This is a genomic window from Rhizobium sp. J15, assembly GCF_002531825.1.
GTDB lineage: Bacteria > Pseudomonadota > Alphaproteobacteria > Rhizobiales > Rhizobiaceae > Rhizobium.
Genome location: NZ_NWSX01000026.1, coordinates 1 through 25,751 on the forward strand (window position 1 = coordinate 1; position 25,751 = coordinate 25,751).

A 25,751-nucleotide genomic window follows, 5' to 3' on the forward strand; every position below is an offset into this window, starting at 1 on the left:
GAAGTTACAAAGGTGCCGGCAGGCGGATGAGGGGGCCGCACGGAAAACCCTTTCCGTTTAAACTATCTTGCCACGTTTGCGGCAACGCCATGCCCGGCATTCCAGTCGAACGTCCGCGTAGACATAGCCGAAGAACCTGCGTCACAGGCCCCCTCATCCGCCCTACGGGCACCTTCTCCCCGCTGGGGAGAAGAGGGAATCGAGACGCTGCGGCATACTCCCGCCCTCACGAAAGCCGAACCGCCTCGAACAGCGCCGTCAGCCCGATGCCGCCGCCGATGCCGATCATGGCGAGGCCGGTGGCTCCGGGAGCGCCGCTGCGGAGCAGCTGAGTATATAGCCGGGTAACGAGAATCGCGCCGGAAGCGCCGAAGGGGTGGCCGAGTGCGATGGCGCCGCCTTCCCTGTTGACCGCATCCGGAGAGATTTCGAGCTGATCGAGCGACGCCAGCACCTGGGCGGCGAAGGCCTCGTTGAATTCGATGGCGTCGATCGCGGAGAGCGCGAGATCGGGCTGGCGCTGCAGCAGCTTTTTGGTCGAGGCGACCGGACCGATGCCGAGCAGGTTGGGATCGACGCCGGCCGCCGCGCTGTCGATGAAGGCGAGGCCCTTTTCGATGCCGAGGCTTCTGGCCATGCCGCGGCTGATGACGAGCACCAGGCAGGCGCCGTCATTGAGGGGGCAGGCATTGCCTGCCGTCACCGAGCCGCCGGCCAGGAAGACGGGCTTGAGGTTTGCCAGCGCTTCCATCGATGTCGTCGGGCGCGGGCATTCGTCCCGCTCCACCAGCCCGTGGCCGGTGGCGATCTCGACGGTTTCGGGCTGGAAGAGGCCGGCTTCGGCCGCCTTGACGGCAAGCCGGTGGCTGCGGAGGGCGAATTCATCCTGCCTCTGGCGTGAGATGGCAAATTCGCGGGCGACGTTTTCGGCGGCGACGCCCATATCGGGATCGCCGATCGCATCCGGGGAGAAGCGGGCGCGGCCGTAGAAGCGCGGCAGGGCGCCATTGGCTTTCGGCCTTTCGGCCCGCCATGGCGCGGTGCTGACGCTCTCGACGCCGCCGGCCAGGAAACATGAGCCGGCCTTTGCCTGGATCAGCCGGGCGGCCAGGATGATCGCTTCGAGGCCGGAACCGCACTGCCGGTCGATGGCGACGCCGGGAACGGCGATCGGCAGGCCGGCGGAAAGGGCCGCCAGCCGCGCAATATTGCCGCCGCCGCCGGCGGCATTGCCGACCAGCACGTCGTCTATAGCCTCGGGCGCGATGCCCGTCTCGGCGACGATGCGGCGGATGATCGGCGCGAGCAGGTCTTCGGCCGCGACCGCCGCGAGCGAGCCGAAGGCCCGGCCGATCGGCGTGCGGTAGGCGGCGACCACCACCGGCTGCCAATCCTCGTCAGGCTGATAGGCGTAGGACAAGGCCGTCTCCCGAAGTGACCGATGCCTGCACCTGGCCGCGGGCGATCTTGCCGCTGCTCGTCATCGGCCAGGCGCCGATCCGGTAGAATTGCCTGGGGATCTTGAACCGCGCAAGCTTGTCCGCGCAATGCTCGGCCAGGATTTTCGCATCGATCGCCTCGCCGGAGACGACGGCGACGATCCTCTGGCCGTAATAGGCATCCGGCAGCCCGAAGACGACGGCTTCCTCGACGCCGGGGCAGGTCTTCAGCGCGCTCTCGACTTCGGCGGGATAGACGTTGTTGCCGCCCGAGATCATCATGCCGCCGGCCCGGCCGATCACCCGCAGCATACCGTTGGCGTCGATCTCGCCGAGATCGCCGACGGTGGCGCCTGATGGCGTCACCCGGAACGCCTGGTCGTCATCGCCCCAGAGATAGCCGTCGGCGATGAGGTCGCTGTTGACGAAGATGGTGCCCGGCACATCGATGCCGACATCGTTTTCTTCAGGGTCGCGAATGGTGATCTCGACGCCGGGATAGGCTTGCCCCACCCGGTCGATCGGAAAATCGGTCTCGCCGCCGGCAAGCGTCGAGACCGTCATGAAACCGATCTCGGAAGCGCCGTAATATTCCCGGATGCGTGCCTTGGGAAAAAGGCGGCGCATGGATTCGACCTCGTTGAGGTTCAGCTTGGCGCCGGCGGTCAGCACGTCGCGCAGGCAGTCGAGCGCGGGCTCGCCAGCCCATGCGCGGGCGATCCCGGCTATATGGGTCGGCACCGCGACCAGCCGTTCGATCTGTGCGGAGGCGAGCGTGCGCGCGACCGCGCCGGCATCCCACTTCCGCACCGAATGGAAGGTCGCCCCGGCATCGAGCGCTTCCACCAGGGCGTAAAGCGCCAGGCCGTGCGCCAGGGCACCCGGACAGAGGGTCGAGGGCGCCTCCTGGAGTTCGAAAACCAGCCGTCCCCGGTCGAGGCTCCGGCGCCATTGCTCGCGCGAGCGGCAATAGGCTTTCGGCTCGGCCGTGGTGCCCGAGGTGAAGCCGATCAGGAAGATGCCGTCTGCATCCGGCAGGTCCTCTCCCGGCGCGGTGAGATCGAAGGGCTCTGCTCCGGCGATGACGACCGATATGCCGAGCCGGCGGCCGATCTCGGCACTGGGGCTCGCCGCGTCGTCGGCGACCAGCACGTCAGGCGCAAGGCGCTCGAGGATGCGCTTGATTCTTTCGGCCGGCATCATCGGATCGATGACGGCGCAGGCATGCGGCAAGGCGGTGGCGGCGACGAAATATTCGGCAAAGCCGATATGGTTGCCGAGGCTGAGCGCAACGAGCTTTTTGACGCCGGGAAGATCGATCGTGCGGCGGTTCGCGCCGGGCAGTTCCTGGAGAAAGCGATAGATCGCCCGCGAGCGCGCGTAGAGTTCGCCATAGCTGAGCGCGCAGCCGTCGATTACCACCGCCGGCTTGTCCGGTCTCTCCGTGGCGTGTCGAAGAAGCTCTGCATGGATCGGCATGGATCAGCCCTGCGACAAGGCGGCTCTGGTCGCCTCCGGGATCGGCGTCGGGCGGCTGTCGGAGAGGCCGACGCAGACCCAGACGAGGCCGGCCGTTGCGCAATGGGCGCCGTCGCGCCGGCGAAAGAGTTCGATCGTAAAGGCGAGGCTGGTGCGCCCGATCTTCTCGACGGCGACCTTCGCCTCGACGACATCGTCGACGTCGATGGGGTTGTGAAAGGTGATCTCAGCCTTCTTGACGTGATAGGCGACACCCGAGGTCGTGTGGCGGAAGTGGCCGAGGATCTCGCGGTGGCGCAGAAACTCGACGACGGCATCCTCGCAATAGTCGAGGTAGACCGAATTATGGACATGGCCATAGATGTCGATGTCTCGCATCGAGACCCGGAACGATGCTAAAGGCCTGTCGTCAACGCTCATTCGATCACCCAAATTGGTGGGCTGTTCTAACCGCTGTTCTCAGGGGGATGCAATGCAATATCAGGCGCTGGTGCGAAAATTCGGCCCGGCCCAGGAGGTCGTCGGGATCGAGCGGACGCCGCTGCCGGCGCTGCGGCGCGATCAGGTGCGGGTGCGGCTGCTGTCCCGCGCGATCAACCCCTCCGATATCATCACCATCTCGGGCGCCTATGCCGGCCGCACGACCCTGCCCTTCATTCCGGGCTTCGAAGCCTTCGGCGTGGTCGAAGCCTGCGGCGAAGAAGTCTATGGGCTGAAGCCGGGCACGCGCGTGCTGCCGGTGCGCAGCGCCGGCGGCTGGCAGGAGTTCAAGGACACCGATCCCGGCTGGTGCCTGCGCGTGCCCGACGCGCTTTCCGATTTCGAGGCTGCCACAAGCTACGTCAACCCGATGACGGCCTGGCTGATGCTGCACGGAAAGATCGGGCTGAGACCTGGCATGCGCATCGCCGTCAATGCCGCCGCCTCCTCGATCGGGTCGATCCTCATCGGTCTCGCCAATGCCGCAGGCGTCGAGCCGGTGGCGATCGTCCGCAGCGAAGAATCCCGCCGGCGCCTGCGCGGCCGGCTCGAGGCCGTCATCGTCGACAGGGAGGACAGCGACCTCGCAGCCGGCCTCGCCGGCCGGCATGGGCTCGATGCCGTGCTCGACTGCGTCGGCGGCCCGCGCGCCTCGGTCCTTGCCGATGCGCTCAAGCCGGGCGGGCATTTCGTGCATTATGGGCTGCTTTCCGGCCAAAGCATCCCGAATTCCTTCTGGGCCACCCATCCCGACATCACCTTTTCCTTCTGCCATCTCAGGGAATGGGTCCATTCCGAAAGCATGGACAATGTCCAGCGCGCCTATTCCGAGGTGGCCGCGCAGATCGCCGCAAAGGTGATCGCCACCGAGGTGCGGGAGGTGTTTCCCCTGGAAAGGATCGGCGAGGCGCTGCAAGCCGCCCTTCCTTTCCGGACTGGCGGCAAGGTGCTGCTTGCCTGACGCTCTCACGGGCGTTGGTGCGGCTACGAACCGCCGCAGCCCTCATCCGGCATGTCCCTTCGCCCCGTTTACGGGGGTCCGAAGGACGGGTCGAGACCAGTGGCTCGATCCCGGCAAGGGTTAGGGTGAGGGGCAATCTCCTCATCAATCAGCCGTCAGCTCATGCCGCAGCCGCGATCGGATGATCTCAGGATGGTTCTGCTCGGCCCAGCCGACCAGGGCCTTCATCGGGATGAGGAAGGATCGGCCGAGGTCCGTCAGCTCATATTCCACGCGCGGCGGCACTTCGGGATAGACGGTGCGCCTGACATAGCCGTCCTGCTCCAGATGCCGCAGCGTCTTGGAGAGCATCTGTTTGGAGATGTCGCCGATCTCGCGCAGCAGCTCGTTGAAGCGCTTCTTTTCGGTTTCCAGCGCCTCGAGCGTCAGCAGGCTCCATTGATCGCCGATGCGGTCGAGCACGCCCCTGATCGGGCATCCCGCGCCCGGCCCGTCCGTTTTCTCAGGCATGGCGTCCTTCCTCTCGGTCATCGCACGCTGACCTTGGCACTGAAAACTGCCTTCTTGCTGGGCATTTCGCGCTGTCCTAGACCAAGCCTCATAGTCTGCTTCTTAGGCTAGATCGCGGATTCATACCAAGGAGTTTGATGCATGACATTCGGGAAATCGCTTTGCGCACTCGCCATTCTGGCAGGCATCGCCATGCCCTCAGGCGCTTTTGCCGCCTCTCGGGATTTGAAGGTCGAGGAAGCCAACCGGAAGCTGGTGGTGGAGTTCTACGACCGCTTCTTCAACAAGCACGATATCGACGCCGCTTCGGTTGTCGCCGACGAGTATCGGCAGCACAATCCTGAAGTTCCCGATGGCAAGAAGCCTTTCGTGTCCTTCTTCACCGGCTTCTTCAAGGACAACGCGCAGTCGAAGGCGAAGATCGTCCGCAGCTCCGCCGATGGCGATCTCGTCTGGCTGCATGTGCATGCGACGAACGGCACCGAGGATCGCGGCCAGGCGATCGTCGATATTTTCCGCGTCAAGGACGGCAAGATCGTCGAGCACTGGGATGTGATCCAGGCGGTTCCGAAAGAGGCCGCCAACAAGAACACCATGTTCTGAACATGACTGGGCCGGCGTGAGCCGGCCCCGATCACCCGGCTCTCAGGCGAGCGACAGCTGCGCCGCGCACCAGTCCCACACCGCGTCCACGGCCTTTCGCGGCGATGGCGAGCGTTTGCGGACGAGGAAGTAATCGGCGCCGACGGCCGCCGTTTCATCCGTCACCTGCACCAGCCGCCCGGCTTCGAGATCGGCCATCACGAAGGCCCGGCAGGCGAGCACGACGCCCTGGCCGGCGAGTGCGGCGTCGAGCGCCAGCGTCGTATGGTTGAAGGCCGCGCCCGGCAGCTTTTCGCGGATTGCGAGGAACATGCCCCAGCGATCGTGCGAGTCATGCAGAAGCGGCAGCTTGCAAAGCTCCTCGCGGCTCAAGGGAAGGGTGAGGCCCTTGACCAGATGCGGGCTCGCGACCGCCACCAGTTCCTGGCGGAACAGCAGCCTTGCCTCCAGCGTCGCCGGGAATGCCTGGCCGGTCAGGCGCACGGCGATATCCACCTGGTCGCGGTCGAAATCCGCCAGCGCCTCGGTGGCGACCGTCCTCAGATCCACCTCGGGAAGGGCGCTGTAGAACTCGGCGAGGCGCGGGATCAAAAGCTTGGCGGCGACGGTCGGGGTGACGCTGATCGTCACGGTTTCCGGCCGCGCGAAAAGCCGTCCGGTCGCCTCGCCAAGCATATCGAAGGCGCGGGTCACGTCGGAGAGATAGGCGGCACCCTGCGCGGTCAGCGCAAGGCCGCGGGGCTGGCGCTGGAACAGCCGGAGGCCAAGCTGATCTTCCAGTGCGCGAACCTGCTGGGCGATCGCTCCCTGGGTGACACCGAGTTCCTCTGCGGCGGCGCGGAAATTCAGCCTGCGGCCCGAAGCCTCGAAGGCGCGCAGGGCATTCAACGGCGGCAGCGCGCGGCGGGATTGGATCATCGGCCTATCCAGTAGATTTTCTACAGTCTCGCATGTTTCTTTCTCGCGCGAAAGCAGGCAGCATATCTGGCATAATGCTGCGCAAATTCAGCTGGCGGAGGTTTCAATGTCTGAAGGAAAAGTCGCTCTCATCACCGCAGGCGGATCCGGCATGGGCGCCGCAGCCGCGCGTAAACTGGCCGAGGACGGCTACCGCGTCGCCGTGCTCTCCTCCTCCGGCAAGGGCGAGGCGCTGGCGAAGGAACTCGGCGGCGTCGGCGTCACCGGCTCCAACCAGTCCAACGAGGACGTGAAGCGGCTCGTCGATCTCTCGATGGAGCGATGGGGGCGCATCGACGCGCTGGTCAATTCCGCCGGCCACGGCCCGCGCGCGCCGATCCTCGATATCTCAGACGAAGACTGGCACCGAGGCATGGAAGTCTATTTCCTGAGCGCGGTGCGGCCGATCCGGCTGGTGGCGCCGATCATGGAGAGGCAGGGCGGCGGCGCCATCGTCAATATCTCGACGGCATGGGCGTTCGAACCCTCGCCGATGTTCCCGACCTCGGCCGTCTTCCGCGCGGGCCTGGCGAGCTTCACCAAGATCTTCGCGGACACCTATGCGGCCAAGAACATCCGCCTGAACAACGTCCTGCCCGGCTGGATCGACAGCCTGCCCGCCACCGAGGAGCGGCGCGACAGCGTTCCGATGCGCCGCTACGGCACCAGCGAGGAGATCGCGGCCACCATCGCCTTCCTCCTGTCCGAGGGTGCCGGCTATATCACCGGCCAGAACATCCGCGTCGACGGCGGCATCGCCCGTTCCGTCTGAGCGGGAGCCTGCCGGTGGAATTGACCGACATCGACGCCGCGGCATGGGCGGAGCTCGAAACGGCTGCGGCAGATCCGCAGTCGGGTTTCCGCTATCTCAACCTCTGCTCCGTCGATACCGAGATGAGGCCGCAGGCGCGCATGGTCGTGCTGCGTGCGGCCGAAAGATCGGCGCGGCGTCTCGAATTTCATACGGATATACGCAGCCGCAAATGGCTGGAGCTTTCGGCCAATCCTCATGTCACGGTCCTCGGCTTCAGCGCCGGGAGCCGGCTGCAGCTTCGGCTTCAGGGAGAGGTCGAGCTTCATGGGCCGGGAAGCGGAGCGGCCCATGCCGCATGGGACAGGCTGCCCGCGCGGACGCGGTTGACCTATGCCGGCGGCCCGCCCGGGGACGAGCGCGCCTTCGAAACGATCGACATGGCAGAGCCCGCGGATGAGGCCGAGGGGAAGGCGCGTTTCGGCCTGCTGATCTTTCGGGCGAGCACGCTGGATTGGTTCCAGCTGCGCCAGCAGGACAATCGCAGGGCATTGTTCTCCTATGACGAAGCTGGCGCCCTCTCCGATTGCCGCTGGGTCAATCCCTGACCTGAGATCGCGGTGCTTTCGGAGGTCGGTCAATCGATCCTCGGACGTTCCGATCTCGGCGTCGCCAGCCCGTGCCTGGCGAGTTCCAGCGTCAGGATGCGGGTTTCGAGCAGGTTGAAGATGCGCAGCACCGCCTCGATCGCATCGAAGGGCTTGGTCAGGAAATCCTTCGCGCCGAGCGAAAGCGCGCGCCGGCGCGTCGGCAGCGTCGCATCGGCGGTCAGAACCAGGATCGGCAGATAGCTGTCGTCGGGGATGAGCCTTGCGAAAGTCTCCAGCAGCGCGAAACCGTCGAGGTCGGGCATCATCAGGTCGAGCAGCACAAGATCGACGGGATGCTCGCGGAAGAGCCGCAGGGCCTCGCGCGGCTCGGTCGTGCTGATCAGCGCCGTAAAGCCCTCGCGCTTGAGGATGCGCTCCAGCAGCGAAACATTGGCGGGCTCGTCATCGACGATCAGGATCGTCGAGGCGCGCAGGATATCGGTGGTATCTGTCATGGACCCCAAACTTCGTCGAAAGCGATGCCGCACTGATAGCAAGCGGCGCAACAAAATCAAAGCGATGGGGCGTTGCCAGGCTTGCCGAGAAACACCGCGGCTGTCTGGTTCATGTTGATAAGTGCCCCTCACCCTAACCCTCTCCCCGTAAACGGGGCGAGGGGACGTGCCCTGCGAGAAGCTGGCGAGGGACCGAGAGGTTGCGGCTTGTCCCCTTCGCCCCGTTTACGGGGAGAAGGTGGCGGCAGCCGGATGAGGGGCTATTCCTTGCGCCTCGGCGCTCCGTATCGCCGCAGGTGCGCGCGGCAGATCGACGTGGAACGTTGCGCCGCCCTCCCGGTTGCTGAAGCCGAGCGTGCCGCCCATGGCGTCGATCAGATGTTTGGAGAGCGCCAGCCCGAGGCCGGTTCCTTCCTGGCTGATGCGCTCGGCGCCCAGCCGGTCGAAGGGGGTGAACAGGCGCGCGACGCGCTCGGCCGGAATGCCGGGGCCGGTATCGCTGACCTCGATGCGGATGCGGTCGTCGAGCACCCGGTGGCTGACGGTGACGCTGCCCCGCGGGCGATTGTATTTCACCGCATTGGAAAGCAGGTTGAGGAACACCTGGAGGAGACGCCGGCGGTCGGCGAGCACCGTCAGATCCGGTTCGGCCTCGGTGACTTCGATGCGGATCTGCTGCTTGCCGCAGAGCGGCCTTGCGAGCGCCACGGCTTCCTCGATCACCTCGGCGACGGGCTGCGGCTCGACGGTGAGATCCATGCGCCCGGCCTCGATCCGCGCCATGTCGAGCACCTCGTCGATCAGGCTCAGCAGGTGCCGGCCGGCCCGCAATATCTGCGCGACGCTCTCCCGGGATTCGGCGTCGGTAACATCCATTTCCAGAAGCTGGGCGAAACCGAGAACGGAATTCAGCGGCGTGCGCAGCTCATGGCTCATGCGCGACAGGAATTCGCTCTTGGCGTTGCTGGCGCGCACCGCATCCTCGCGGGCGGCAAGCAGCGCCTCCTCGAACTGTTTGCGCTCGGTAATGTCGCGGGTGATCTTGGAAAAGCCGCGCAGCCGCCCGGTCTCGTCGTGAAGGGCGGTGACGACGACATGCGACCAGAAGCGCGAGCCGTCCTTGCGCAGGCGCCAGCCCTCCGCTTCGGTGCGGCCGTGCAGGGCTGCCTTGGAAAGTTCCTCTCCCGGAAATGTCTCTCTGGTCGGGGCGGGATAGAAGCGGGAGAAATGCTGGCCGACGATCTCTTCGGCCTGGTAGCCGGTGATCCGCGCAGCACCGGCATTCCAGCTCACCACCCGCCCGTCGGGATCGAGCCCGAAGATGCCGTAATCGCTGACGCCCTCGACCAGCTGGCGGAAGCGCTCCTCGCTCTCGGTCAGATCGGCCTCGCGCTTTTTCAGAAGCACGCTCGCATCGGCGAGCGCCTGTCCGAGATTGCCGAGCTCATCGCGGAAGGGATCGGCCGATGTCACGACCTCGCCCTGCGAGAGGCGGTGCGCCTCGGCTTTCAGCGCATGCACGCGGCGCACGATGCTGGCCGAAAACAGGAAGACGGCGACGAGCGCGCCGGCAAAGCCGAGAAAGCCGGCTGATATCATCAGGCTGCGCGACAGGGTGCGGACCCGGTCGGCGGCCTGCGTCCGGGCGTTGAGGAGATCGGCCTCGCGCCGGTTCATCGCGTCGATCTCCTGCCGCAGCATATCGAGCACCTGCTTGCCCTCGATGAGCTTGGCGGCCAGATCCTCGCGCCCGCCGGCGCGCAGGATGTCGGCCTGTTTCAGGAGCTGCAGACGGTCGACCTTGGCATCGACCAAGGCGCTGATGCGCTCGAGGCGGGCCTTCTGCTCTTCGTCGCGCAAGCGCCGGCCGACCTCGTCGAGCACGACGGGCAGCCTGTCCTCCGCCCGGTTGAAGGGATCGAGAAAATCGGCCCTGCCGGTCAGCAGGTAGCCGCGCATGGCCGTCGCCGCTTCGGCGATCAGCGCATGCAGCTCCTGAATGCCGGACTGGATTTCCAGCGTCACCCGCACCTGATCCTCGGCAATGCGGCTCTGCCGGTCGGCGACGAAGACCGAGGCGAGCGCGGCCAAGAGCAGCGCCAGCGGCACCATGATGATGACGATGCCCTTTGCCCTGAGCGGCAGGTCGGCGAAGCGCGGCATCATGGCTCTTCCCTTGCCGTCTGCACCAGCCCGCCGCGCACCGCCATGACGGCGGCCTGCGTGCGGTCGCCGGCGCCGAGCTTGGCGATGATGCGCTCGACATGGATCTTGACGGTGCCGGGCGAGATCTTCAGCGCCCGGCCGATCTCCTTGTTGGTCAGGCCCTCGGCCACCTTGGTCAGCACCTCGCGCTCGCGCACGGTCAGCGTTTCCAAGGCGCTGGCATTGGTCTGCGGCTTGGTGGCGGCGCGCTTCAGCAGCCTTGCGACCAGCGGCCCGTCGAAGAAGGCGTCGCCCGAAAGCACGCGGCGGATGGTGCGCAGAATGTCGTCGCGGCTCGCATCCTTCAGCAGATAGCCGGTGGCGCCGGCCTCGATCGCCGCTTCCAGATAATCGAGGCTGTCATGCATGGTGATGATCATCACCCGGGTGCCGGGCGAGACGCGCCGGATTTCCCGCGTCGCCGCTAGCCCATCCATGCGGGGCATGCGGATATCGAGCAGCGCCAGATCAGGCTTGTGCAGGGCTGCGGCCTCCACCGCCTCCGTGCCGTCGCGCACATCAAGAGCGACATGGAAATCCTCCTGGCCGCCGATCATGGCGATCAGGCCGGCGCGGGCGATGTCGTGATCGTCGGCGACGAGAATGGATGCGGTCATCCCGCCGTCTCCTGCGTGAGGGGTGCCGCGGCGCGGACATGTGTACCGCCGGAAGCGCCGGCGCCGATCTCGAAACGGCCGCCGAGCAGCGCCAGCCTTTCGCGCATGCCAGCAATGCCGAGCCGGGCGCCCCTGCCCTGAACCTCAGCATGGCGTGCCTCGCCGATGCCCTTGCCGTCGTCGATCACTTCGAGATGGGCCTGGCCCGCGCCGTCTTCGAAAAGCCGCACGACGAGCCGGCTCGCCTCGGCGTGCTTGACCGCATTGGTGATCGCCTCCTGGGCGACGCGGTAGAAGATGATGCCGGTCGAGGCCGGCCAGCGGTCGGCCCCGGCATCGAGATCGGCGATCACCTCCATGCCGTCGATCGCGTCGAGACGGGTGCGCAGCGCGGCGGCGACGCCGAGATCGTCGAGCTCGGGCGGGCGAAGATCGGCGATGGCGGCGCGCAGATCGGCGACGGAATGGCGGGCGAGGGCCGCGAGCTGGTCGATGTCAGGCTTCAGCGCATGCGCCTCGCCGATGCGGGCGGCGAGATCCTGCAGGCGGTAGCTGAGGCCGGCGGCGAGCTGTGCGGCGCCGTCATGCAGATCGAGCGCCACCCGCTGCCGCTCCTGCTCTTGCGCCTGGATCAGCTGCGCGACAAGCGCCGCGAGTTCGCTGCGCTGGCGTTCGAGATCGCCGAGCAGCGCCTGCTTTTCCGCCGCCTGCCGTTCGAGATTGCAGGCATCGGCGAGCTGGCCGGCCACCACTTCCAGCGTCTGCCGGTCGTCTGCATCGAGGGCGCGCGCCTTTGCACCGGTCAGCGTCAGGGAAAGAGCGGCGCCTTCCTCTGATGCAAAGAGGATCGCGTCATTGCCGGCCGGCCGGCCGATCGTCAGCTGCGTGCGCGTCTCTCCCTGCGGTGCCGGAAAGCTGAGCGTCGCAAGCGTGGCACCGGCGAAATCGGCAAGCCGCGACAGGACCTCGGGTGCCGCCGTTGCGAAGGCCCCAGCATCGAGCAGGCTGCGCGTCTCGATGATGAAACGCAGCCGCGCCGCCCGCGCTTCCGCCGCCCGGTAAAGCGCTCTCATCTCCGCCACATCGAGCGAATGCGTCGTATCTATGGTATGCTCCATGCCCAGCGGGGGCTGTTCCTGAAATCAATGACGCGGGCACGATAGTCATTCCGGCGGGAATGTCATCTATGCCGTTCGGCAGACCGGATCGAAGCCACCCGGCAGATGGGGCTGCGGTGCGCCGGCGCTTAACTATCGGTCATGCGGTTGACCGATGCGATGTCGCCCGGGACCGCCACAAAGGAACTCAAACATGCGTACGATCATTGCTGCCGCCCTTGTCATCGGTTTCGTCCAGGTCCAGTCGGCCAGCGCGGCCGAAACGGCGACCTGCGCGCCGGTGAGCGAAGAACAGGTCGCCAAGCTCTTCGACCGCTGGAACGCCTCGCTGGCGACGCTCAATCCCGAGGAGGTCGCCAAGAACTACAGCGCAGATTCCGTGCTGCTGGCGACGCTGGCGAACAAGCCGCGCCTCACCCAGGAAGAGCGGATCGACTATTTCAAGCACTTCCTGGAAAAGGGCCCCAAGGGCCATATCGACAGCCGCACCATCAAGACCGGCTGCAACTGGGCGGTCGATACCGGCACCTACACCTTCACCATGAAGGACGGCTCGAAGGTGCCCGCCCGCTATACCTACACCTATGAGTTCAAGGACGGGAACTGGCTGATCACCTCCCACCACTCCTCGATGATGCCGGAGAAGTAAAGGTCCGACCGATCCGGCAGGGAGATCCCGTGTCCATCCCACACGGGATCTCCTGATTGCGGACGATGCCTGCCAACGTCCCTTTCGTCATGCGTGGGCTTGTGCCCTGAGCATCTGCTAGGGTTGAGATGCGGCAGATCCTCGGCACAAGGCCGAGGATGATAAGTTGGATGCGACACCCGGGAGCTTTGACGGCCGGGCGGGATCGGGTAGCATCCCCGGGCAGCGGCAAGGCCGTTGAAGCGGCCGGCCCGGGAGACGCGATGATGAAGCACGGATTTCTGATGTTTACGGTGCTCGCGCTCGGCTCGGCATGGCCGGTGTCCGGCGTCCTCGCCGCGGCGCAGCCGATTTTCTGGAGCGCCTTGCGGCCGGCCGATCAGGCGAGGGCGACGGTTCCGCTGTCGCCAAAAGCGGTCAGCGGCCCGCAGGGCGAAACCCTGGTCTGGCGCGACGAGGGCCATCCGGTCGAACTGACCGGCTTCGTGCTGCCGACCGATCAGGACGGCGATCTCGTCTATGAATTCCTGCTGGTGCCCTGGGCCGGGGCCTGCAGCCACATGCCCACGCCGCCGCCCAACCAGCTGGTTCGCGTCGTTCCGCAGGAGCCGCTGCACCTCGAAAAAATCTATGAGACCGTCACCGTGACGGGCACGCTGCGGCCCGGCCTCGATCAGGCGCAGTTCTTCATGATCGACGGCGTCCGCGTCCTCTCCTACGGCTACAGCATGGGCCATGCCGAGGTGGCGAAGGCGACGGCGACGAAGGATCCCGATCTGCTGTCGCTTTCGCCTTTCGGTGTCGTGCCGCGCTAGCTTGCGCGAACATCGCCGAGTGCGTATATACATAAGAATATATACGAAAATCGCGGAGGCTTCCCATGCCCCAATATGCGCGCGTGTTTCAATCCGGCAATTCGCAGGCCGTCCGGCTGCCGAAGGAATTCCGCTTCGATGTCGACCAGGTGGAGGTGACGCGCGAAGGCGATGCGGTCATTCTGCGGCCGCGCGCCGATTCCGGCATGCGCTGGGCGTCCCTGAGGAGCGCCCTCGAACGCGGCCTCAGCGACGATTTTCTGGCGCAAGGACGCGAGCAGCCGGAGGATCAGGAGAGGCCGGATCTTCAGGACCTCTTCAAGTGATCACGCATCTTCTCGACACCAATGCGGTGACCGCGCTGATCGGCAGGAAATCCGACGCATTGCTGACGCGCGTGATCGGCAGCGACGAAGGATCGATCGGACTTTCCACCATCGTCATGCATGAACTCTATTACGGCGCCTATAAGAGCGCGAAAATTTCCTACAACCTCGAAACTCTGCGCCTGTTCATGGCGGATTTCCCGGCGGTCGGTTTCGAGCGCGAGGATGCGCTGGCATCAGGAGAGATCCGCGCGGCATTGGCGGCAAAGGGAACGCCGATCGGTCCCTATGACGTGCTGATCGCCGCGCAGGCGAAGACGCGGGATCTCGTTCTCATCACGAACAATCTCGGCGAGTTCCGTCGCGTGGATGGCCTGCGCGTCGAGGATTGGACGGTCTGACGGTAGCCCCGGCAGCCTCTCGCATCATATGTCGAAGGCGCTCGGCAGGATCACCATGTCGCGGATCGTCACGTTGCGCGGCCGGGTCAGCATGAAGACGACGGCTTCCGCGACTTCGCGCGGTTCGATCAGCGCGCCCGCCTCTTTTGCCTTGCGCAGGTTCTCCTCCGGCCAGTCTTTCAGCAGCGCGCTGATGACGGGACCCGGCGAGACGGAGCCGACGCGGATGCCGTTCTTCAGGAGCTGCCGCCGCATGGTCTGGACGAAGCAGTGCATCGCCCATTTCGAAGGAGAGTAGACCGGCTCCCATGGAACCGCGGCATGGCCCGCGACCGAACTGGTGACGATGATGTCTCCCGTCCCTCGCTCGATCATATGGGGTATGACCGTCCGGACGTTCTTGATGACCACGTTGACGTTCAGATTGAGCATGCGGTCGATCGCATCGAGGTCGGCCTCCGCCAGATCTCCGCCGATATAAGTGCCGGCATTGGCATGGAAGATGTCGAGCTGACCGGCCTTCGAGAGAATGCCGTCGAGCAGACCGGCGCAATCCTCCGGGTTGAGAAGGTCGAGCGGCAGCGCGATCGCCTTCTCTCCGAGCCTGCCGCAGGCCGCCTCCAGCGCCGCCTCGTCCCGATCGATCATCACGACCGTACCGCCCGCCGCGATGACCGCCTCGGTCATCGCCAATCCAATGCCCGAGGCAGCGCCGGTGATGGCGGCGATTTTACCCTGCAAACCGTTCATATCCACTCCTCCAAATGTGTCGATCATCTATCGCATTTGAGGTCGGTCATGGCTAGAAGTCTGCGGTGTGGCGGGGATGGTCTAGGCGATTGGGCGCTGGTGCGCCGGGAGCTTCGGCGCGGGAGAGAATGGCTGACCTCTCGTCCGTCATACTCGGGCTTGTCCCGAGTATCTGCCTCCGGTGGATAGGGCAGCAGATCCTCGGCACAAGGCCGAGGACGACGCCGAGTAAAAATGAAACGGCTGCGGAAAAGTGACCGGAGGCCAACCCCACACTCCTCACCAGTCACTCGTAAACTGGTTATTGAGGTCGGATGCACCACCTCTCCTCCGTCATTCCTGTGCTCGTCACAGGAATCCAGCCACCGCGCGTCCGCGCGGTGAATGACTTTCCTGAAGGCAAGGAAGTCTCCCGCGCCCAAGGACTTGGGCGCGCTGGATCCCTGTGACGAGCACAGGGATGACGGAGGAGAGGTGGTGCCCATATCCACCTAATCTGACTTGGTGAGACAGGAGAATGAACGCCTTGAGCAATACGAGGCATCCCATACAGACAAAAAAACCCGGGCGCGGCCGAAACCGCGCCCGGGCAAAATTCGCTGAACCGATCAGACGAGGTCGAAGCGGTCGGCGTTCATGACCTTGTTCCAGGCGGCGACGAAGTCCTTGACGAACTTCTCCTTGGCGTCGGCCTGGCCGTAGACTTCGGCGAAGGCGCGCAGCTGCGAGTGCGAGCCGAAGATCAGGTCGACGCGGGTGCCGGTCCACTTGGCAGCACCCGTCTTGCGGTCGCGGCCTTCGTAGACGCCGTCCTTGCCGGCGGCGGGAACCCACTGCGTGGCCATGTCGAGCAGGTTGACGAAAAAGTCGTTCGTCAGCGTCTCGGGACGGGCGGTGAAGACGCCGTGTTCCGGCTGGCCGGCCTTGAGGACGCGCAGGCCGCCGACGAGGACGGTCATCTCGGGTCCGGTCAGCGTCAGCAGCTGGGCGCGGTCGACGAGCGCTTCCTCAGGCTTCATGAACTGCAGGCGCTTGCCGTTCACATAGTTGCGGAAGCCGTCGATGCGCGGCTCGAGCGCTGCGAAGGAATGCGCGTCCGTCTGGGCTTCGGAAGCATCCATGCGGCCCGGCGTGAAGGGCACGCTGACGGTGGTGCCGCCGGCGGCCGCAGCCTTTTCGACGCCAGCTGCACCGGCAAGCACGATCAGGTCGGCGAGCGAGATCTTCTTGCCGCCGGTCTGGGCGGCGTTGAAGTCTTTCTGGAGGCCTTCGAGGACGCCGAGCACCTTGGCGAGCTGGGCCGGCTGGTTGGCCTCCCAGTCCTTCTGCGGGGCAAGGCGGATGCGTGCGCCGTTGGCGCCGCCGCGCTTGTCGGAGCCGCGGAAGGTCGAGGCGGACGCCCAGGCGGTCGAAACCAGTTCCTGCACGCTGAGGCCGGTGGCAAGAACCCTGGCCTTCAGCTCGGCAATGTCCTTGTCGTCGATGAGGGGATGGTCGACGGCCGGGATCACGTCCTGCCAGATCAGGTCTTCGGCCGGAACCTCCGAGCCGAGGTAGCGGACCTTCGGGCCCATGTCGCGGTGGGTCAGCTTGAACCAGGCGCGGGCGAAAGCGTCGGCGAACTCAGCCGGATTTTCGAGGAAGCGGCGCGAGATCTTCTCGTAGACCGGGTCGAAACGCAGCGCGAGGTCGCTCGTCAGCATGGTCGGCAGATGCTTCTTGCCGGCGTCGTAGGCATCCGGAATGGAGGCTTCGGCGTTCTTGGCCTGCCACTGCTTCGCGCCGGCCGGGCTTGTCGTCAGCTCCCATTCGAAGGCGAAGAGGTTTTCGAAGAAGTAGTTGCTCCACTTGGTCGGCGTCTGCGACCAGGTGACTTCCAGGCCGGCGGTGATGGCATCCTTGCCGACGCCGGTGCCGAACGCGCTCTTCCAGCCGAGGCCCTGGTCCTCGATCGCGCCGCCTTCCGGCTCGGCGCCGATCAGCGACGGGTCGCCAGCGCCATGGGTCTTGCCGAAAGTGTGGCCGCCGGCGATCAGCGCCACGGTCTCTTCGTCGTTCATCGCCATGCGGGCGAAGGTTTCGCGGATGTCGCGGGCCGAAGACAGCGGATCGGAATTGCCGTTCGGACCTTCCGGGTTGACGTAGATGAGGCCCATCTGCACGGCGCCGAGCGGCTCGGCGAGCTGGCGTTCGCCGCTGTAGCGCTCGTCGCCGAGCCAGGTGCCTTCAGGACCCCAGTAGAGCTCTTCCGGCTCCCAGACGTCTGCGCGGCCGCCGGCGAAGCCGAAGGTCTTGAAGCCCATGGATTCGAGCGCGACGTTGCCGGTGAGGATCATCAGGTCGGCCCAGGAGATGCTGTTGCCGTATTTCTGCTTGATCGGCCACAGCAGGCGGCGGGCCTTGTCGAGGTTGGCATTGTCAGGCCAGCTGTTCAGAGGCGCGAAACGCTGCTGACCCTGACCGGCGCCGCCGCGGCCGTCGGTGATGCGGTAGGTGCCGGCGCTGTGCCAGGCCATGCGGATGAAGAGGCCGCCGTAATGGCCGAAGTCGGCCGGCCACCACTCCTGCGAATCGGTCATCAGCGCGGTGAGATCCTTCTTCAGCGCGTCGAGATCGAGCTTCTTGAACGCCTCGGCATAGTCGAAATCCTTGCCCATCGGATCGGCGCGGCCGGAATTGTGATGAAGAATCTGCACGTTCAGCTGGTTCGGCCACCAGTCGCGGTTGGAATGGCCGCGCGGCGTGTTGCCATGGGCCACAGGACATTTGCCTGCGGTGTCAGTGGGGTTGTCCATGATCGTCTCCTTCATTGCTTGATCTGTCTGCGGTTCAAAAAGATGAGCCGAGCTGGCGCCCCACTCTCTCCCTTGCAGTCTTCATATCGGAAGCGTTCAATAATTTTAAGTTGGATTTACTGATTGCTGCGATAAGCTGAGCTTATGAAAAATCTTACCCTGAAACAGCTGCGTTATTTTGAAGCTTTGGCAAGGGACGGCCGATTTCGCCGTGCCGCCGATGCCTGCGCCATCTCCCAGCCGGCGCTCTCCATGCAGATCAAAGAACTTGAGCAGGAGTTGGGCAGCGAGCTCTTCGAGCGCAGCGCCCGCGAGGTGAAGCTCACCCCCTTCGGCCAGACCTTTGCGCTGCGCGTCCGCGATATCCTGCGCGCCGTCGACGAACTCGGCGAATTCGCCCGCGCCTCGCGCGACAGTTTCCTCACGCGCCTGCGCATCGGCATCATCCCGACGATCGCGCCCTATCTGCTGCCGGCGATTATAAACGATCTCAACAAAAGCTTCGCGGGGATTCAGATCGAGGTGCGCGAGACGCAGACCGGCAAGCTGGTTCAGGAGCTGGCGCAGGGCCAGCTCGACATGGCGATCGTCGCGCTGCCGGTGTCGGAACCCTCGCTGACCGAACTGGAGCTGTTCAAGGAGGAGTTCGTGCTGGTCCGGCGGCACGAGGACGGCGGCAAGCCGGTGCCCGAACGCGAGGCGCTGCGCGAAATGCGGCTGCTGCTGCTCGAGGAGGGCCACTGCTTTCGCGACCAGGCCCTGTCCTTCTGCAAGGTCGGGCCCGCCCGCCTGCGTGAGATCATGGAAGGCAGCTCGCTCTCCACCCTCGTCCAGATGGTCGGCGCCGGCATCGGCGTCACCCTGATCCCGGAAATGGCCGTTCCCGTCGAAACCCGCTCGGCCCACGTCTCGATCTCCCGCTTCCCCTCGCCGCAGCCCTCGCGAACCATCGGCATGGTCTGGCGCAATTCCACGCCGATGGCCAAGCAGCTGCAGGAGGTCGCCGAGGCGGTCCGCCGCTCGGCGGAGGCGATGCGAGGGCAGTATGGCGGGGGTGATGGATAGGCTGCTGGTGGGTGCCAAGACCCCTCCCCAACCCCCCCCCACAAGGGGGAGGGACTAACATGCCGCACCGTTTCACGTAGCCTCCACCATACCAATCGGCTGAACGGTCGCAGCGAATAAGGCCTCTCCGTCTGGTCTCCACCGAGGCCGCCGGTTAAGCCCCTCCCCCTTGTGGGGAGGGGTTTGGGGCGGGGTCTTGGGCCGCAGCGGCCAGCCTCGGCGTTTACTGCGTCAGCCGCAACGTATCCCCGCGAATGGCAGCCGCGATCGTCTCGTAGACCGTCTTGATGGTAGCAGGCGATGCGGTGAAGAAATGTGCGGTGTTGGTGGCGCAGTTGCGGATGTTCACCACGTCGGCATCGGCGCTGTAGGAAAGCGTATAGATTTCGATGCCGCTCTTCTTGATCGCCGTGCAAGCGGTCAGCATCGCCGAGGTGGCGAAGGTGTTGCAGGCCGAGGATTGGGTTTGCGAGCAGATCCAGTCGAACTTGTCGTTCGGGTTATATTTCGTGTTCATTTCGCCATCGGTCATGAACACCATGACTTTGTGCACGGAATCGGAGACCGGCGCGGGCGAGGACTGGTCTCCCCAGACGCCCTGCCATTTCGGCGACAGCGTGTACCATCCGGCGACCACGCCCGCGTCGAGCCGGGTGGAGCCTTCGGAGGTCAGGTTGGCGACGGCCTTTTTCAGATAGGCGAAGTCGCCGGTCAGCGGCGTGACCGGGGGCGGACAGAAGCTCGTTCCGGATTTCGGATTGGCGTCCATGGGGACGAAGGCAGCGGTATCGGGCGATGCATCGCTCATGCCGTAATCGCCGATCGCGCCCTCGTCCCGGACCTCGACATCGGCGCGCGGCTCGATGCAGCCCATCCAGTAATAGTTCTTGGTGGTGGCCATGACGGGCGTGACGCCGTCGATCCAGTAGGAGAGCTTGTAGCTGGAGCTATAGACGGATTGGGGATCGGTCCAGCGTTTGGGAACGGCGGCCGCGCCATTATAGGATTTGAGCCAGCCGGTGTTGGCGAGGCCGAAATTGACGCGGCTGGAAAAGGGCACGATCGAGATCTTGGTCTTGTCGACCAGCGACGAATTGGACGAGAAGGCCTGGAGAAAGCCGGCGACCGCGGTCTGCATCGGCGTGAAGCGGTTCTCCTCGATCATCGAGCTCGACACGTCGAGAACCAGCGCGATCTCCAGCTGCTTCACCCCCGGCAGGGCCGCGCAGGAGCGGATGCCGATCGGGACGGACTGGATATTGGCGAGTTTCATGAAGGTGGTGGGCACGCCGTCCGTGACGTCGAGGCAGAGTTCCGACTCGTCGCTTGCCACCTCCGGCTTGCCGGCGACGGCGGTCTCGAACTTGCCGTTTGCCGAGAGGAAGGCGTTGATGGTCTTGGCGATCGTCGCCTCCGGCATGCCGGATTTGTATTTCGCGGCCGCCGCGAGCACCGCCGAGTCCGCGGCCGATTGCAGCTCCGTCCTGCTGTTATAGGCCCTGATGTAATCGATCGATGCGCCGACCGCGAGAAGCATGGGCACGGCGGCCAGGATGACGATGATGGCGACCGCGCCGTCGCGGTTTTCGATCAGGTGGGAAAGCAGGGGCAAGCGAGGGGACATGGGCATCGGCTCGAAATCAAGATCTCTCTTTGGTTTCGAACAGCGCTATGACGGCAAGCTTAACGACAGGGAAACGCGCTGCCGCCTGGGAGCGGCAGGGGAAATTTTCCAACGCGAATCGGACAGCCGGCTCTCATTGTGGATATGCCGCGCATGTGAAGCGCGGGTGCCCTCGCCTTACGAGCGGCGCTTGAACGTGTGCTCGGCGGCCGGGAATTTTCGCGAGCGCACTTCTTCGGCATAGGCGGCGGCGGCATCCGCGACCCGCTTGCCGAGTTCGTCGTAGCGCTTGACGAAACGCGGCTTGAAATCGTTGAAGAGGCCGAGAATGTCGTCCGAGACCAGGATCTGGCCGTCGCAGGCCGAAGAGGCGCCGATGCCGATTGTGGGTATGTGGATGCCTGCACTCACCTCGCGGGCGAGCGGCTCGACCGTGCCCTCTACGACGACGGCGAACGCACCAGAGCCGCCGATCGCATGGGCGTCGCGGCGGATCTTCGATGTCTCGTGTTCGGAATGGCCGACGGAACGATAGCCGCCGGCGGTATGGACGAGCTGCGGCATTAGGCCGATATGGCCGAGCACGGGAATGCCCCGCTTGGTGAGGAAGGCGATGGTTTCGGCCATCTCCTCGCCGCCTTCCAGCTTGACCGCGTCGCAGCCGGTTTCCTGCATGATGCGCACGGCGTTGCGGAAGGCGATCTCCTTCGATTCCTGGTAGCTGCCGAAGGGCATGTCGACGACGACGCAGGCGTTGGCGACGCCGCGCATGACCGCCTTGCCATGGGCGATCATCATGTCGAGCGTGACGCCGATCGTGGTCTCCATGCCGTAGAGCACCATGCCGAGCGAATCCCCGACCAGCAGCAGGTCGCAATGCTCGTCGAGAAGACGGGCCATCGGCGTCGTATAGGCGGTGAGGCAGACGATCGGCTTGCCGCCTTTCATGGCCGCGATGCGCACTGGCGTCAGGCGCTTCTGGGTTCCGGTGGCGCTCATTTCGTCACTCCCTTTCCGGACTGTCCGGTCATGCGGTTGTCCCGGACGATCTTATTGTCTCCCGGGACGCGGCTGCGGATCACTCTGTTGTCGAGTAGCCGCGTCGTGCCGATGCTGATGAAGAGCGCCACGACGATGGGGTCTTCGATCGAAGCGACCGGCGCCAGCGTCGAGGCATCCCGAACGGCGACGACCTCGGCCTTCGCCAAGGGTTCGCGACCGATGAAGGCGGTGAGCTTAGCCTCCAGCTCTCCGGCATCGGTGAGACCGTCGGCGACCAGGCGCTCGGCCTCGTCGAGCGTCTGAGGGACGATCACCGCCGCGCGCCGCTCGTCGGGGCTGAGATAGACATTGCGCGACGACAGGGCGAGGCCGTCGCTGTCGCGCACCGTCGGCACGGCGATCACCCGCACGGGCACGGCGAGATCCTCCACCATGCGCTTGATGATGACGACCTGCTGGTAATCCTTCTCGCCGAAATAGGCGGTCTGCGGCTGGACGATGTTGAACAGCTTGGAAACGACGGTGGCGACACCGGCGAAATGGCCGGGCCGGACCGCGCCTTCGAGCTCGCGGCCGAGATCGGGAACGTCGACCACCGTCTTCATCGGGCGCGGATACATGTCCTCGACGCCGGGCGCGAAGAGGAAGTTGACGCCGGCCTGCTTCAGCATGGCGCCGTCGCGGTCGAGATCGCGCGGATATTTGGCGAGGTCTTCGGCCGGGCCGAACTGCAGCGGATTGACGAAGATCGAGACGACGACGATGTCGTTTTCGGCCCGGGCGCGCGTGACGAGCTGCATATGGCCGGCATGGAGATAACCCATGGTCGGCACCAGGCCGACGGTGCGCCCTTGCCGCTTCAGCGCATCGAGCGTGTGGCGCAGCTCTTCAATGCTCGAGAAAACCCGCATATATCCTCCCAGCGGCCGGTCATTCTTCTTGGGCGCGGATAAGAAGTGTAATCGATGCCGGAGGTCAATGCACATTCCGCGATAAAAACGATTATATGGGAATGGAAGACTGATGAGGCCGAACCTATATCCGCCCGGAAATGGAAGCTTGCCCTGGGCTAGCAATGTGCGGGCCGCGGCGTTATTGGCCCTGTCCGTCAAGATACCATCACAGTCGGCCGTTATGGAGGATGCATGGACAAACCCTGGAAGATCAGCCGCGGGCCGATTGCGGCGACCGAGCTCGACGTGGAGAAGGCCAACGCGATCAACGGCATGTTGATCCGGCCGGTCGGCGTGCTTCCGGCCAAGCCCGGCGATCCCGTCCTTCCCTTCGCCGTCGGCCTGTTCAACGAACTGCGCCCGCTGTTGAAGCCCGAGGCCGGGGTGACGACGCTCCGGCGCGCGACCGCTGCCTATGTCCATTGCCGGCGCTATTATTTCGCCAGCGCCCAGCCCGATTCCATGCGCCACAACATCGACGGCGAGCCGGTCGAAGCCTTGTCCGTCGAAGACCGGCTGGTCGCGCAGAAGCGCTTCCTGAGCCTCAAGCAGAGCGCCAAGGCCGAGGCGCCCGAGCCGGCGCCGGTTCCCCCGCCGGTGCTCAGCAAGAACGAACAGATCCGCGCCGCCCTGCTGCGCGGCCGTAAGAGCCCCGTCAGCTAGCCTTGCCGAGAGGCGGATCCTTCGCCCGCAACAGCGCCATCAGCATCGGGCCGAGCGCGAATTCGCCGCGTCCGGCGCGCCGCGTGAGATCCCTGAGATAGCCGCCGGCGGAGGTGATGCACCCTCCCCTTTGCAGGATGCAGGCCATGACGGTGGCGGCGTTTTCCGGCCCCATCACCGCACAGGCTTCCTCATAGGCCGGCAGGCCGACGCGCAGCATCGCGCCCACGGTGGCCGCCGCCGTCATCAGATCCCGCCAGCTGCCGATCGCCCCGCCCGGGCCGTAATCGACGATATCGGGGCAGGCCTGCAGCACGGTGCCGAGCGGAAAGGATTTCAATCTCCCGGCATCCGTCCGAACAGCCCGCCATCCCTGCCCGCCGTCCCCTCGCCTGCCCTGCTCATGGCTTTCCAGCCCTGCCCTTGGCTGGTCGTCCCGCCTCGCCGCCTGCTCCGTTTCCAAGCCCGGTTCAGATTCAGATAGGGATTCGGGATTCGAATTCTGTATGTGGCGCTCAAACTGGGATTCACTGGTGCTCGCCATTTGCATTTTCTCATGCGATTCCAATGTGTTGATGATGGAGAGGCGCAGCGTCTCCAGCTCTTCGAGGAGCGGCGGGAGATTTTTGAGGGTTGCCGCCTTCGGAATGCGCTCCAGCAGTGCGTGAAACAGCGAGGAAACCCGCTCCCACGCGCCGGGAACGGCTTCCTCGACGGCTGCGGCGATGAGCTTGGCGATATCGCGCCGGCAGATCGTCAGCCGCTCCTTCGTCGCCCGCAGCATCTGCCGGTCGGCGGCAATCCCGGCGGCCGTGGCTTCGATCTCGGAGGCGCGGGCGAGCAGTGGGGCGAGACTGAAGCCATAGGCCTCGTCGATGCCGCCTGCCCTGCCGCGGCGCACATAACGCTTGCCGTTCGGGCTGTCCTTGCGGGAGATGAGGCCGGCCTCGACGAGCACGGCGAGATGCCGGCGCAGCGTGGCGGCGGCCATGCCGCGTGCTCTGAGCGAAAGCTGCGTATTCGAGGGAAAGACCACCAGCCCCTTTTCGCTGGAGAGCTCGTCCTCGGGATAGAAGCTCAGCAGCGCATCGAGCACGGTGAGCGCCCGGTCGGTAACGCCGAGCCCTGCCCGCGCCTCGCAGACCGATCGGAACAATTTCCATTTGTTGCGCGTCGTCCCGGCCGCCATCGCTTCGCCGCGCCGCTGTTTCAGCAGCAGGGCAAGCGACATCGGCCGCCGCCCGAAGGGCGTCGTCACAGATTCACTCTCCATTTCCTTCACCTCTATTCAGGCAAAAGAAATCCGATCACCGAAACGATGCGAGGGTTGAGGCCACTGCAGCGTCATTGCCGCATCTGAAAAGACGCGGGCGACCGCTTCAGGACTCTTGACGGGGATTCGTGAAAATGCGATTCTCTGTCTTGCTTAAGGATGTGAGAAGGGCTTCCACGACTCGTTCGTTTGGGGGCCTTTTTCTTTTGCGGTTTCAGTCTCCTTGTTTGCCCTCCTCGGCGAGGAATTGCTCATAGAGCGCATCCAGCCTGCCGGAGAGAAATTCACCGAAGCGGCCGGCATTTTTCGCCTTCATCGAGAGCGAGAACGCCTTGCCGTCATTCTTCATTTCCGCCTGCACCGCCTTATCAAGCGGCTGCCATGTCACCTTCCTGGCGGCGGTGGTTTTCTTCACCGGCCGCGCGCTTTTGTTCAGCGCCGCATAGAGCGCTTCGAAACGTTTGTCGGAAGGTAACTGATGAAAGTTGTCGCCTTCGAGGACCTTGGCGACACTTGCGGCATTGGCCGATTTGCCGGCGAGCAGCGACAGTTCCACCCAGCGTTCGCGCCCGACGCCGGGCGCCGGGCCGATCGCCTGGACGACCTCTTGCGGCAGACGCTCCATCACCGACATCATCTTCGAGACCGAAGCCGCATTGGCGGCGAGCGCCGTCGAGATCACCTCCCGGTCGTAGCCGAGTTCCTCCAGCCGCCGGGCAAAGAGCGCCCGCTCGATGAAGGTGAGGTCGGCGCGGGCCGAATTTTCCTGGCCCTGGGCGATAACATGGGTGCGGTCGTCGATCGCCTTGACGACGGCGCGCACATTGCGGCCCAGCTCGCGGGCGGCGCGCAGGCGCCGGTGGCCGAAGACGACCTGATAACGTCCGTCGATCTTGCCGTGTGGGCGCACTAGGATCGGCGTGTCCTGCCCGCGTGCGCGGATCGCCTCGACCAGCGCGCGGAACGCCTCGTCGTCCTCCGACAGCCGGTCCTTGACGAAGGAGACCTCGACGGTATCAGGATCGAGATCGACCACCGCTTCGCCCTCGAGGAATTTTTCGGCCTGCTTGGCAAGCTCATCCAGCGAGCGGACGAGCGAGCGGCCGGCCCCGCGCATCGGATAGTTCGGCGCGCCCGCGCTCTCGGGCATCTCGGTGAGCCCCTCAAGCAGATTTTTCCGTGCCATCGCTTCCTCCGATTGCGGTCATTC

26 protein-coding genes are annotated in these 25,751 nt (G+C 65.1%); 10 read left to right on the forward strand and 16 right to left on the reverse strand.

Features of this window, described 5'->3' with window-relative positions; genetic code table 11:
• Positions 1–226: 226 nt before the first annotated feature.
• Genes CO670_RS20745 through CO670_RS20755 form a run of 3 tightly spaced genes read right to left on the reverse strand, consistent with a single transcriptional unit; the run spans position 227 to position 3,338 of the window.
• Entirely contained in the window at positions 227–1,420 is a 1,194-nt protein-coding gene (locus CO670_RS20745; RefSeq protein ID WP_097591976.1) for a thiolase family protein, read from the reverse strand.
• Positions 1,398–2,918: an AMP-binding protein gene (locus tag CO670_RS20750; protein ID WP_097591977.1), complete on the reverse strand. Its 1,521-nt coding sequence runs from the start codon at positions 2,916–2,918 to the stop codon at positions 1,398–1,400. The genes CO670_RS20745 and CO670_RS20750 overlap by 23 nt, the downstream gene beginning before the upstream one ends.
• A gap of 3 nt (positions 2,919–2,921) precedes the next feature.
• A complete protein-coding gene (locus CO670_RS20755; RefSeq protein ID WP_097591978.1) occupies positions 2,922–3,338 on the reverse strand; it encodes a thioesterase family protein in 417 nt (138 codons plus the stop codon).
• Positions 3,339–3,390: 52 nt separating this feature from the next.
• Here CO670_RS20755 and CO670_RS20760 point away from each other — a divergent pair, with 52 nt between their 5' ends.
• Positions 3,391–4,359: a zinc-dependent alcohol dehydrogenase family protein gene (locus tag CO670_RS20760; protein WP_097591979.1), complete on the forward strand. Its 969-nt coding sequence runs from the start codon at positions 3,391–3,393 to the stop codon at positions 4,357–4,359.
• Between the two features lie 144 nt (positions 4,360–4,503).
• Here the strand turns inward: CO670_RS20760 and CO670_RS20765 are convergent, their stop codons facing one another.
• Entirely contained in the window at positions 4,504–4,869 is a 366-nt protein-coding gene (locus tag CO670_RS20765) for a helix-turn-helix domain-containing protein (RefSeq protein WP_097591980.1), read from the reverse strand.
• 141 nt (positions 4,870–5,010) lie between these two features.
• Here CO670_RS20765 and CO670_RS20770 point away from each other — a divergent pair, with 141 nt between their 5' ends.
• Positions 5,011–5,472: a nuclear transport factor 2 family protein gene (locus tag CO670_RS20770; RefSeq protein ID WP_097591981.1), complete on the forward strand. Its 462-nt coding sequence runs from the start codon at positions 5,011–5,013 to the stop codon at positions 5,470–5,472.
• A gap of 42 nt (positions 5,473–5,514) precedes the next feature.
• Here CO670_RS20770 and CO670_RS20775 read toward each other — a convergent pair whose 3' ends face one another.
• Complete coding sequence (locus CO670_RS20775; protein WP_097591982.1) at positions 5,515–6,390, reverse strand: LysR substrate-binding domain-containing protein; 876 nt, start codon at positions 6,388–6,390, stop codon at positions 5,515–5,517.
• Between the two features lie 106 nt (positions 6,391–6,496).
• Here CO670_RS20775 and CO670_RS20780 point away from each other — a divergent pair, with 106 nt between their 5' ends.
• Together CO670_RS20780 and CO670_RS20785 are read left to right on the forward strand one after the other, a co-directional pair.
• On the forward strand, positions 6,497–7,201 hold the full coding sequence (locus CO670_RS20780) for an SDR family oxidoreductase (protein WP_097591983.1): 705 nt from the start codon (positions 6,497–6,499) through the stop codon (positions 7,199–7,201).
• Between the two features lie 14 nt (positions 7,202–7,215).
• Positions 7,216–7,788, forward strand: coding sequence for a pyridoxamine 5'-phosphate oxidase family protein (locus CO670_RS20785; protein ID WP_097591984.1), 573 nt, complete (start codon positions 7,216–7,218; stop codon positions 7,786–7,788).
• Between the two features lie 29 nt (positions 7,789–7,817).
• On the opposite strand, the gene CO670_RS20790 is transcribed toward CO670_RS20785, so the two are convergent.
• From CO670_RS20790 to CO670_RS20805, 4 genes are all read right to left on the reverse strand, one after another.
• Complete coding sequence (locus CO670_RS20790) at positions 7,818–8,285, reverse strand: response regulator (protein WP_088675986.1); 468 nt, start codon at positions 8,283–8,285, stop codon at positions 7,818–7,820.
• A gap of 225 nt (positions 8,286–8,510) precedes the next feature.
• The gene (locus tag CO670_RS20795; protein WP_097591985.1) at positions 8,511–10,451 is read right to left on the reverse strand and encodes an ATP-binding protein; all 1,941 of its coding nucleotides are present in this window, start codon (positions 10,449–10,451) and stop codon (positions 8,511–8,513) included.
• Entirely contained in the window at positions 10,448–11,107 is a 660-nt protein-coding gene (locus tag CO670_RS20800) for a response regulator transcription factor (RefSeq protein ID WP_097591986.1), read from the reverse strand. Before CO670_RS20800 ends, CO670_RS20795 begins: the two co-directional genes overlap by 4 nt.
• On the reverse strand, positions 11,104–12,225 hold the full coding sequence (locus tag CO670_RS20805; RefSeq protein ID WP_097591987.1) for a sensor histidine kinase: 1,122 nt from the start codon (positions 12,223–12,225) through the stop codon (positions 11,104–11,106). The genes CO670_RS20800 and CO670_RS20805 overlap by 4 nt, the downstream gene beginning before the upstream one ends.
• Before the next feature lie 193 nt (positions 12,226–12,418).
• Between CO670_RS20805 and CO670_RS20810 the strand changes: the two genes are divergently transcribed.
• From CO670_RS20810 to CO670_RS20825, 4 genes are all read left to right on the forward strand, one after another.
• Complete coding sequence (locus CO670_RS20810; RefSeq protein ID WP_088675990.1) at positions 12,419–12,874, forward strand: SgcJ/EcaC family oxidoreductase; 456 nt, start codon at positions 12,419–12,421, stop codon at positions 12,872–12,874.
• Between the two features lie 263 nt (positions 12,875–13,137).
• A complete protein-coding gene (locus tag CO670_RS20815; protein WP_176538992.1) occupies positions 13,138–13,689 on the forward strand; it encodes a DUF3299 domain-containing protein in 552 nt (183 codons plus the stop codon).
• Between the two features lie 65 nt (positions 13,690–13,754).
• Positions 13,755–14,015 carry a type II toxin-antitoxin system VapB family antitoxin gene (gene vapB, locus CO670_RS20820; protein WP_097591988.1) on the forward strand — a complete coding sequence of 87 codons (261 nt, stop codon included), beginning with the start codon at positions 13,755–13,757 and terminating at the stop codon, positions 14,013–14,015.
• Positions 14,012–14,416 carry a type II toxin-antitoxin system VapC family toxin gene (locus CO670_RS20825; RefSeq protein WP_097591989.1) on the forward strand — a complete coding sequence of 135 codons (405 nt, stop codon included), beginning with the start codon at positions 14,012–14,014 and terminating at the stop codon, positions 14,414–14,416. Before vapB ends, CO670_RS20825 begins: the two co-directional genes overlap by 4 nt.
• Positions 14,417–14,440: 24 nt before the next feature.
• On the opposite strand, the gene CO670_RS20830 is transcribed toward CO670_RS20825, so the two are convergent.
• Positions 14,441–15,166, reverse strand: a complete 726-nt coding sequence (locus CO670_RS20830; RefSeq protein WP_097591990.1) for an SDR family oxidoreductase — start codon at positions 15,164–15,166, stop codon at positions 14,441–14,443.
• A 608-nt stretch (positions 15,167–15,774) separates the two neighbouring features.
• Positions 15,775–17,961 carry a catalase/peroxidase HPI gene (gene katG, locus CO670_RS20835; RefSeq protein WP_097592042.1) on the reverse strand — a complete coding sequence of 729 codons (2,187 nt, stop codon included), beginning with the start codon at positions 17,959–17,961 and terminating at the stop codon, positions 15,775–15,777.
• Positions 17,962–18,105: 144 nt separating this feature from the next.
• Here katG and CO670_RS20840 point away from each other — a divergent pair, with 144 nt between their 5' ends.
• Positions 18,106–19,026, forward strand: a complete 921-nt coding sequence (locus tag CO670_RS20840; protein ID WP_097591991.1) for a hydrogen peroxide-inducible genes activator — start codon at positions 18,106–18,108, stop codon at positions 19,024–19,026.
• A gap of 223 nt (positions 19,027–19,249) precedes the next feature.
• On the opposite strand, the gene CO670_RS20845 is transcribed toward CO670_RS20840, so the two are convergent.
• From CO670_RS20845 to panC, 3 genes are all read right to left on the reverse strand, one after another.
• Complete coding sequence (locus CO670_RS20845; RefSeq protein WP_245425917.1) at positions 19,250–20,650, reverse strand: vWA domain-containing protein; 1,401 nt, start codon at positions 20,648–20,650, stop codon at positions 19,250–19,252.
• A gap of 177 nt (positions 20,651–20,827) precedes the next feature.
• The gene (panB, locus tag CO670_RS20850) at positions 20,828–21,649 is read right to left on the reverse strand and encodes a 3-methyl-2-oxobutanoate hydroxymethyltransferase (RefSeq protein WP_097591993.1); all 822 of its coding nucleotides are present in this window, start codon (positions 21,647–21,649) and stop codon (positions 20,828–20,830) included.
• On the reverse strand, positions 21,646–22,563 hold the full coding sequence (gene panC / locus CO670_RS20855; protein WP_097591994.1) for a pantoate--beta-alanine ligase: 918 nt from the start codon (positions 22,561–22,563) through the stop codon (positions 21,646–21,648). The genes panB and panC overlap by 4 nt, the downstream gene beginning before the upstream one ends.
• A 234-nt stretch (positions 22,564–22,797) precedes the next feature.
• Between panC and CO670_RS20860 the strand changes: the two genes are divergently transcribed.
• Positions 22,798–23,268, forward strand: coding sequence for a ProQ/FINO family protein (locus tag CO670_RS20860; RefSeq protein ID WP_097591995.1), 471 nt, complete (start codon positions 22,798–22,800; stop codon positions 23,266–23,268).
• Here CO670_RS20860 and repC read toward each other — a convergent pair.
• Positions 23,261–24,541, reverse strand: a complete 1,281-nt coding sequence (gene repC, locus CO670_RS20865) for a plasmid replication protein RepC (protein WP_097591996.1) — start codon at positions 24,539–24,541, stop codon at positions 23,261–23,263. The two genes, CO670_RS20860 and repC, sit on opposite strands and share 8 nt — an antisense overlap.
• A 214-nt stretch (positions 24,542–24,755) precedes the next feature.
• Positions 24,756–25,727, reverse strand: coding sequence for a plasmid partitioning protein RepB (gene repB, locus CO670_RS20870; RefSeq protein WP_097591997.1), 972 nt, complete (start codon positions 25,725–25,727; stop codon positions 24,756–24,758).
• Between the last annotated feature and the right edge of the window lie 24 nt (positions 25,728–25,751).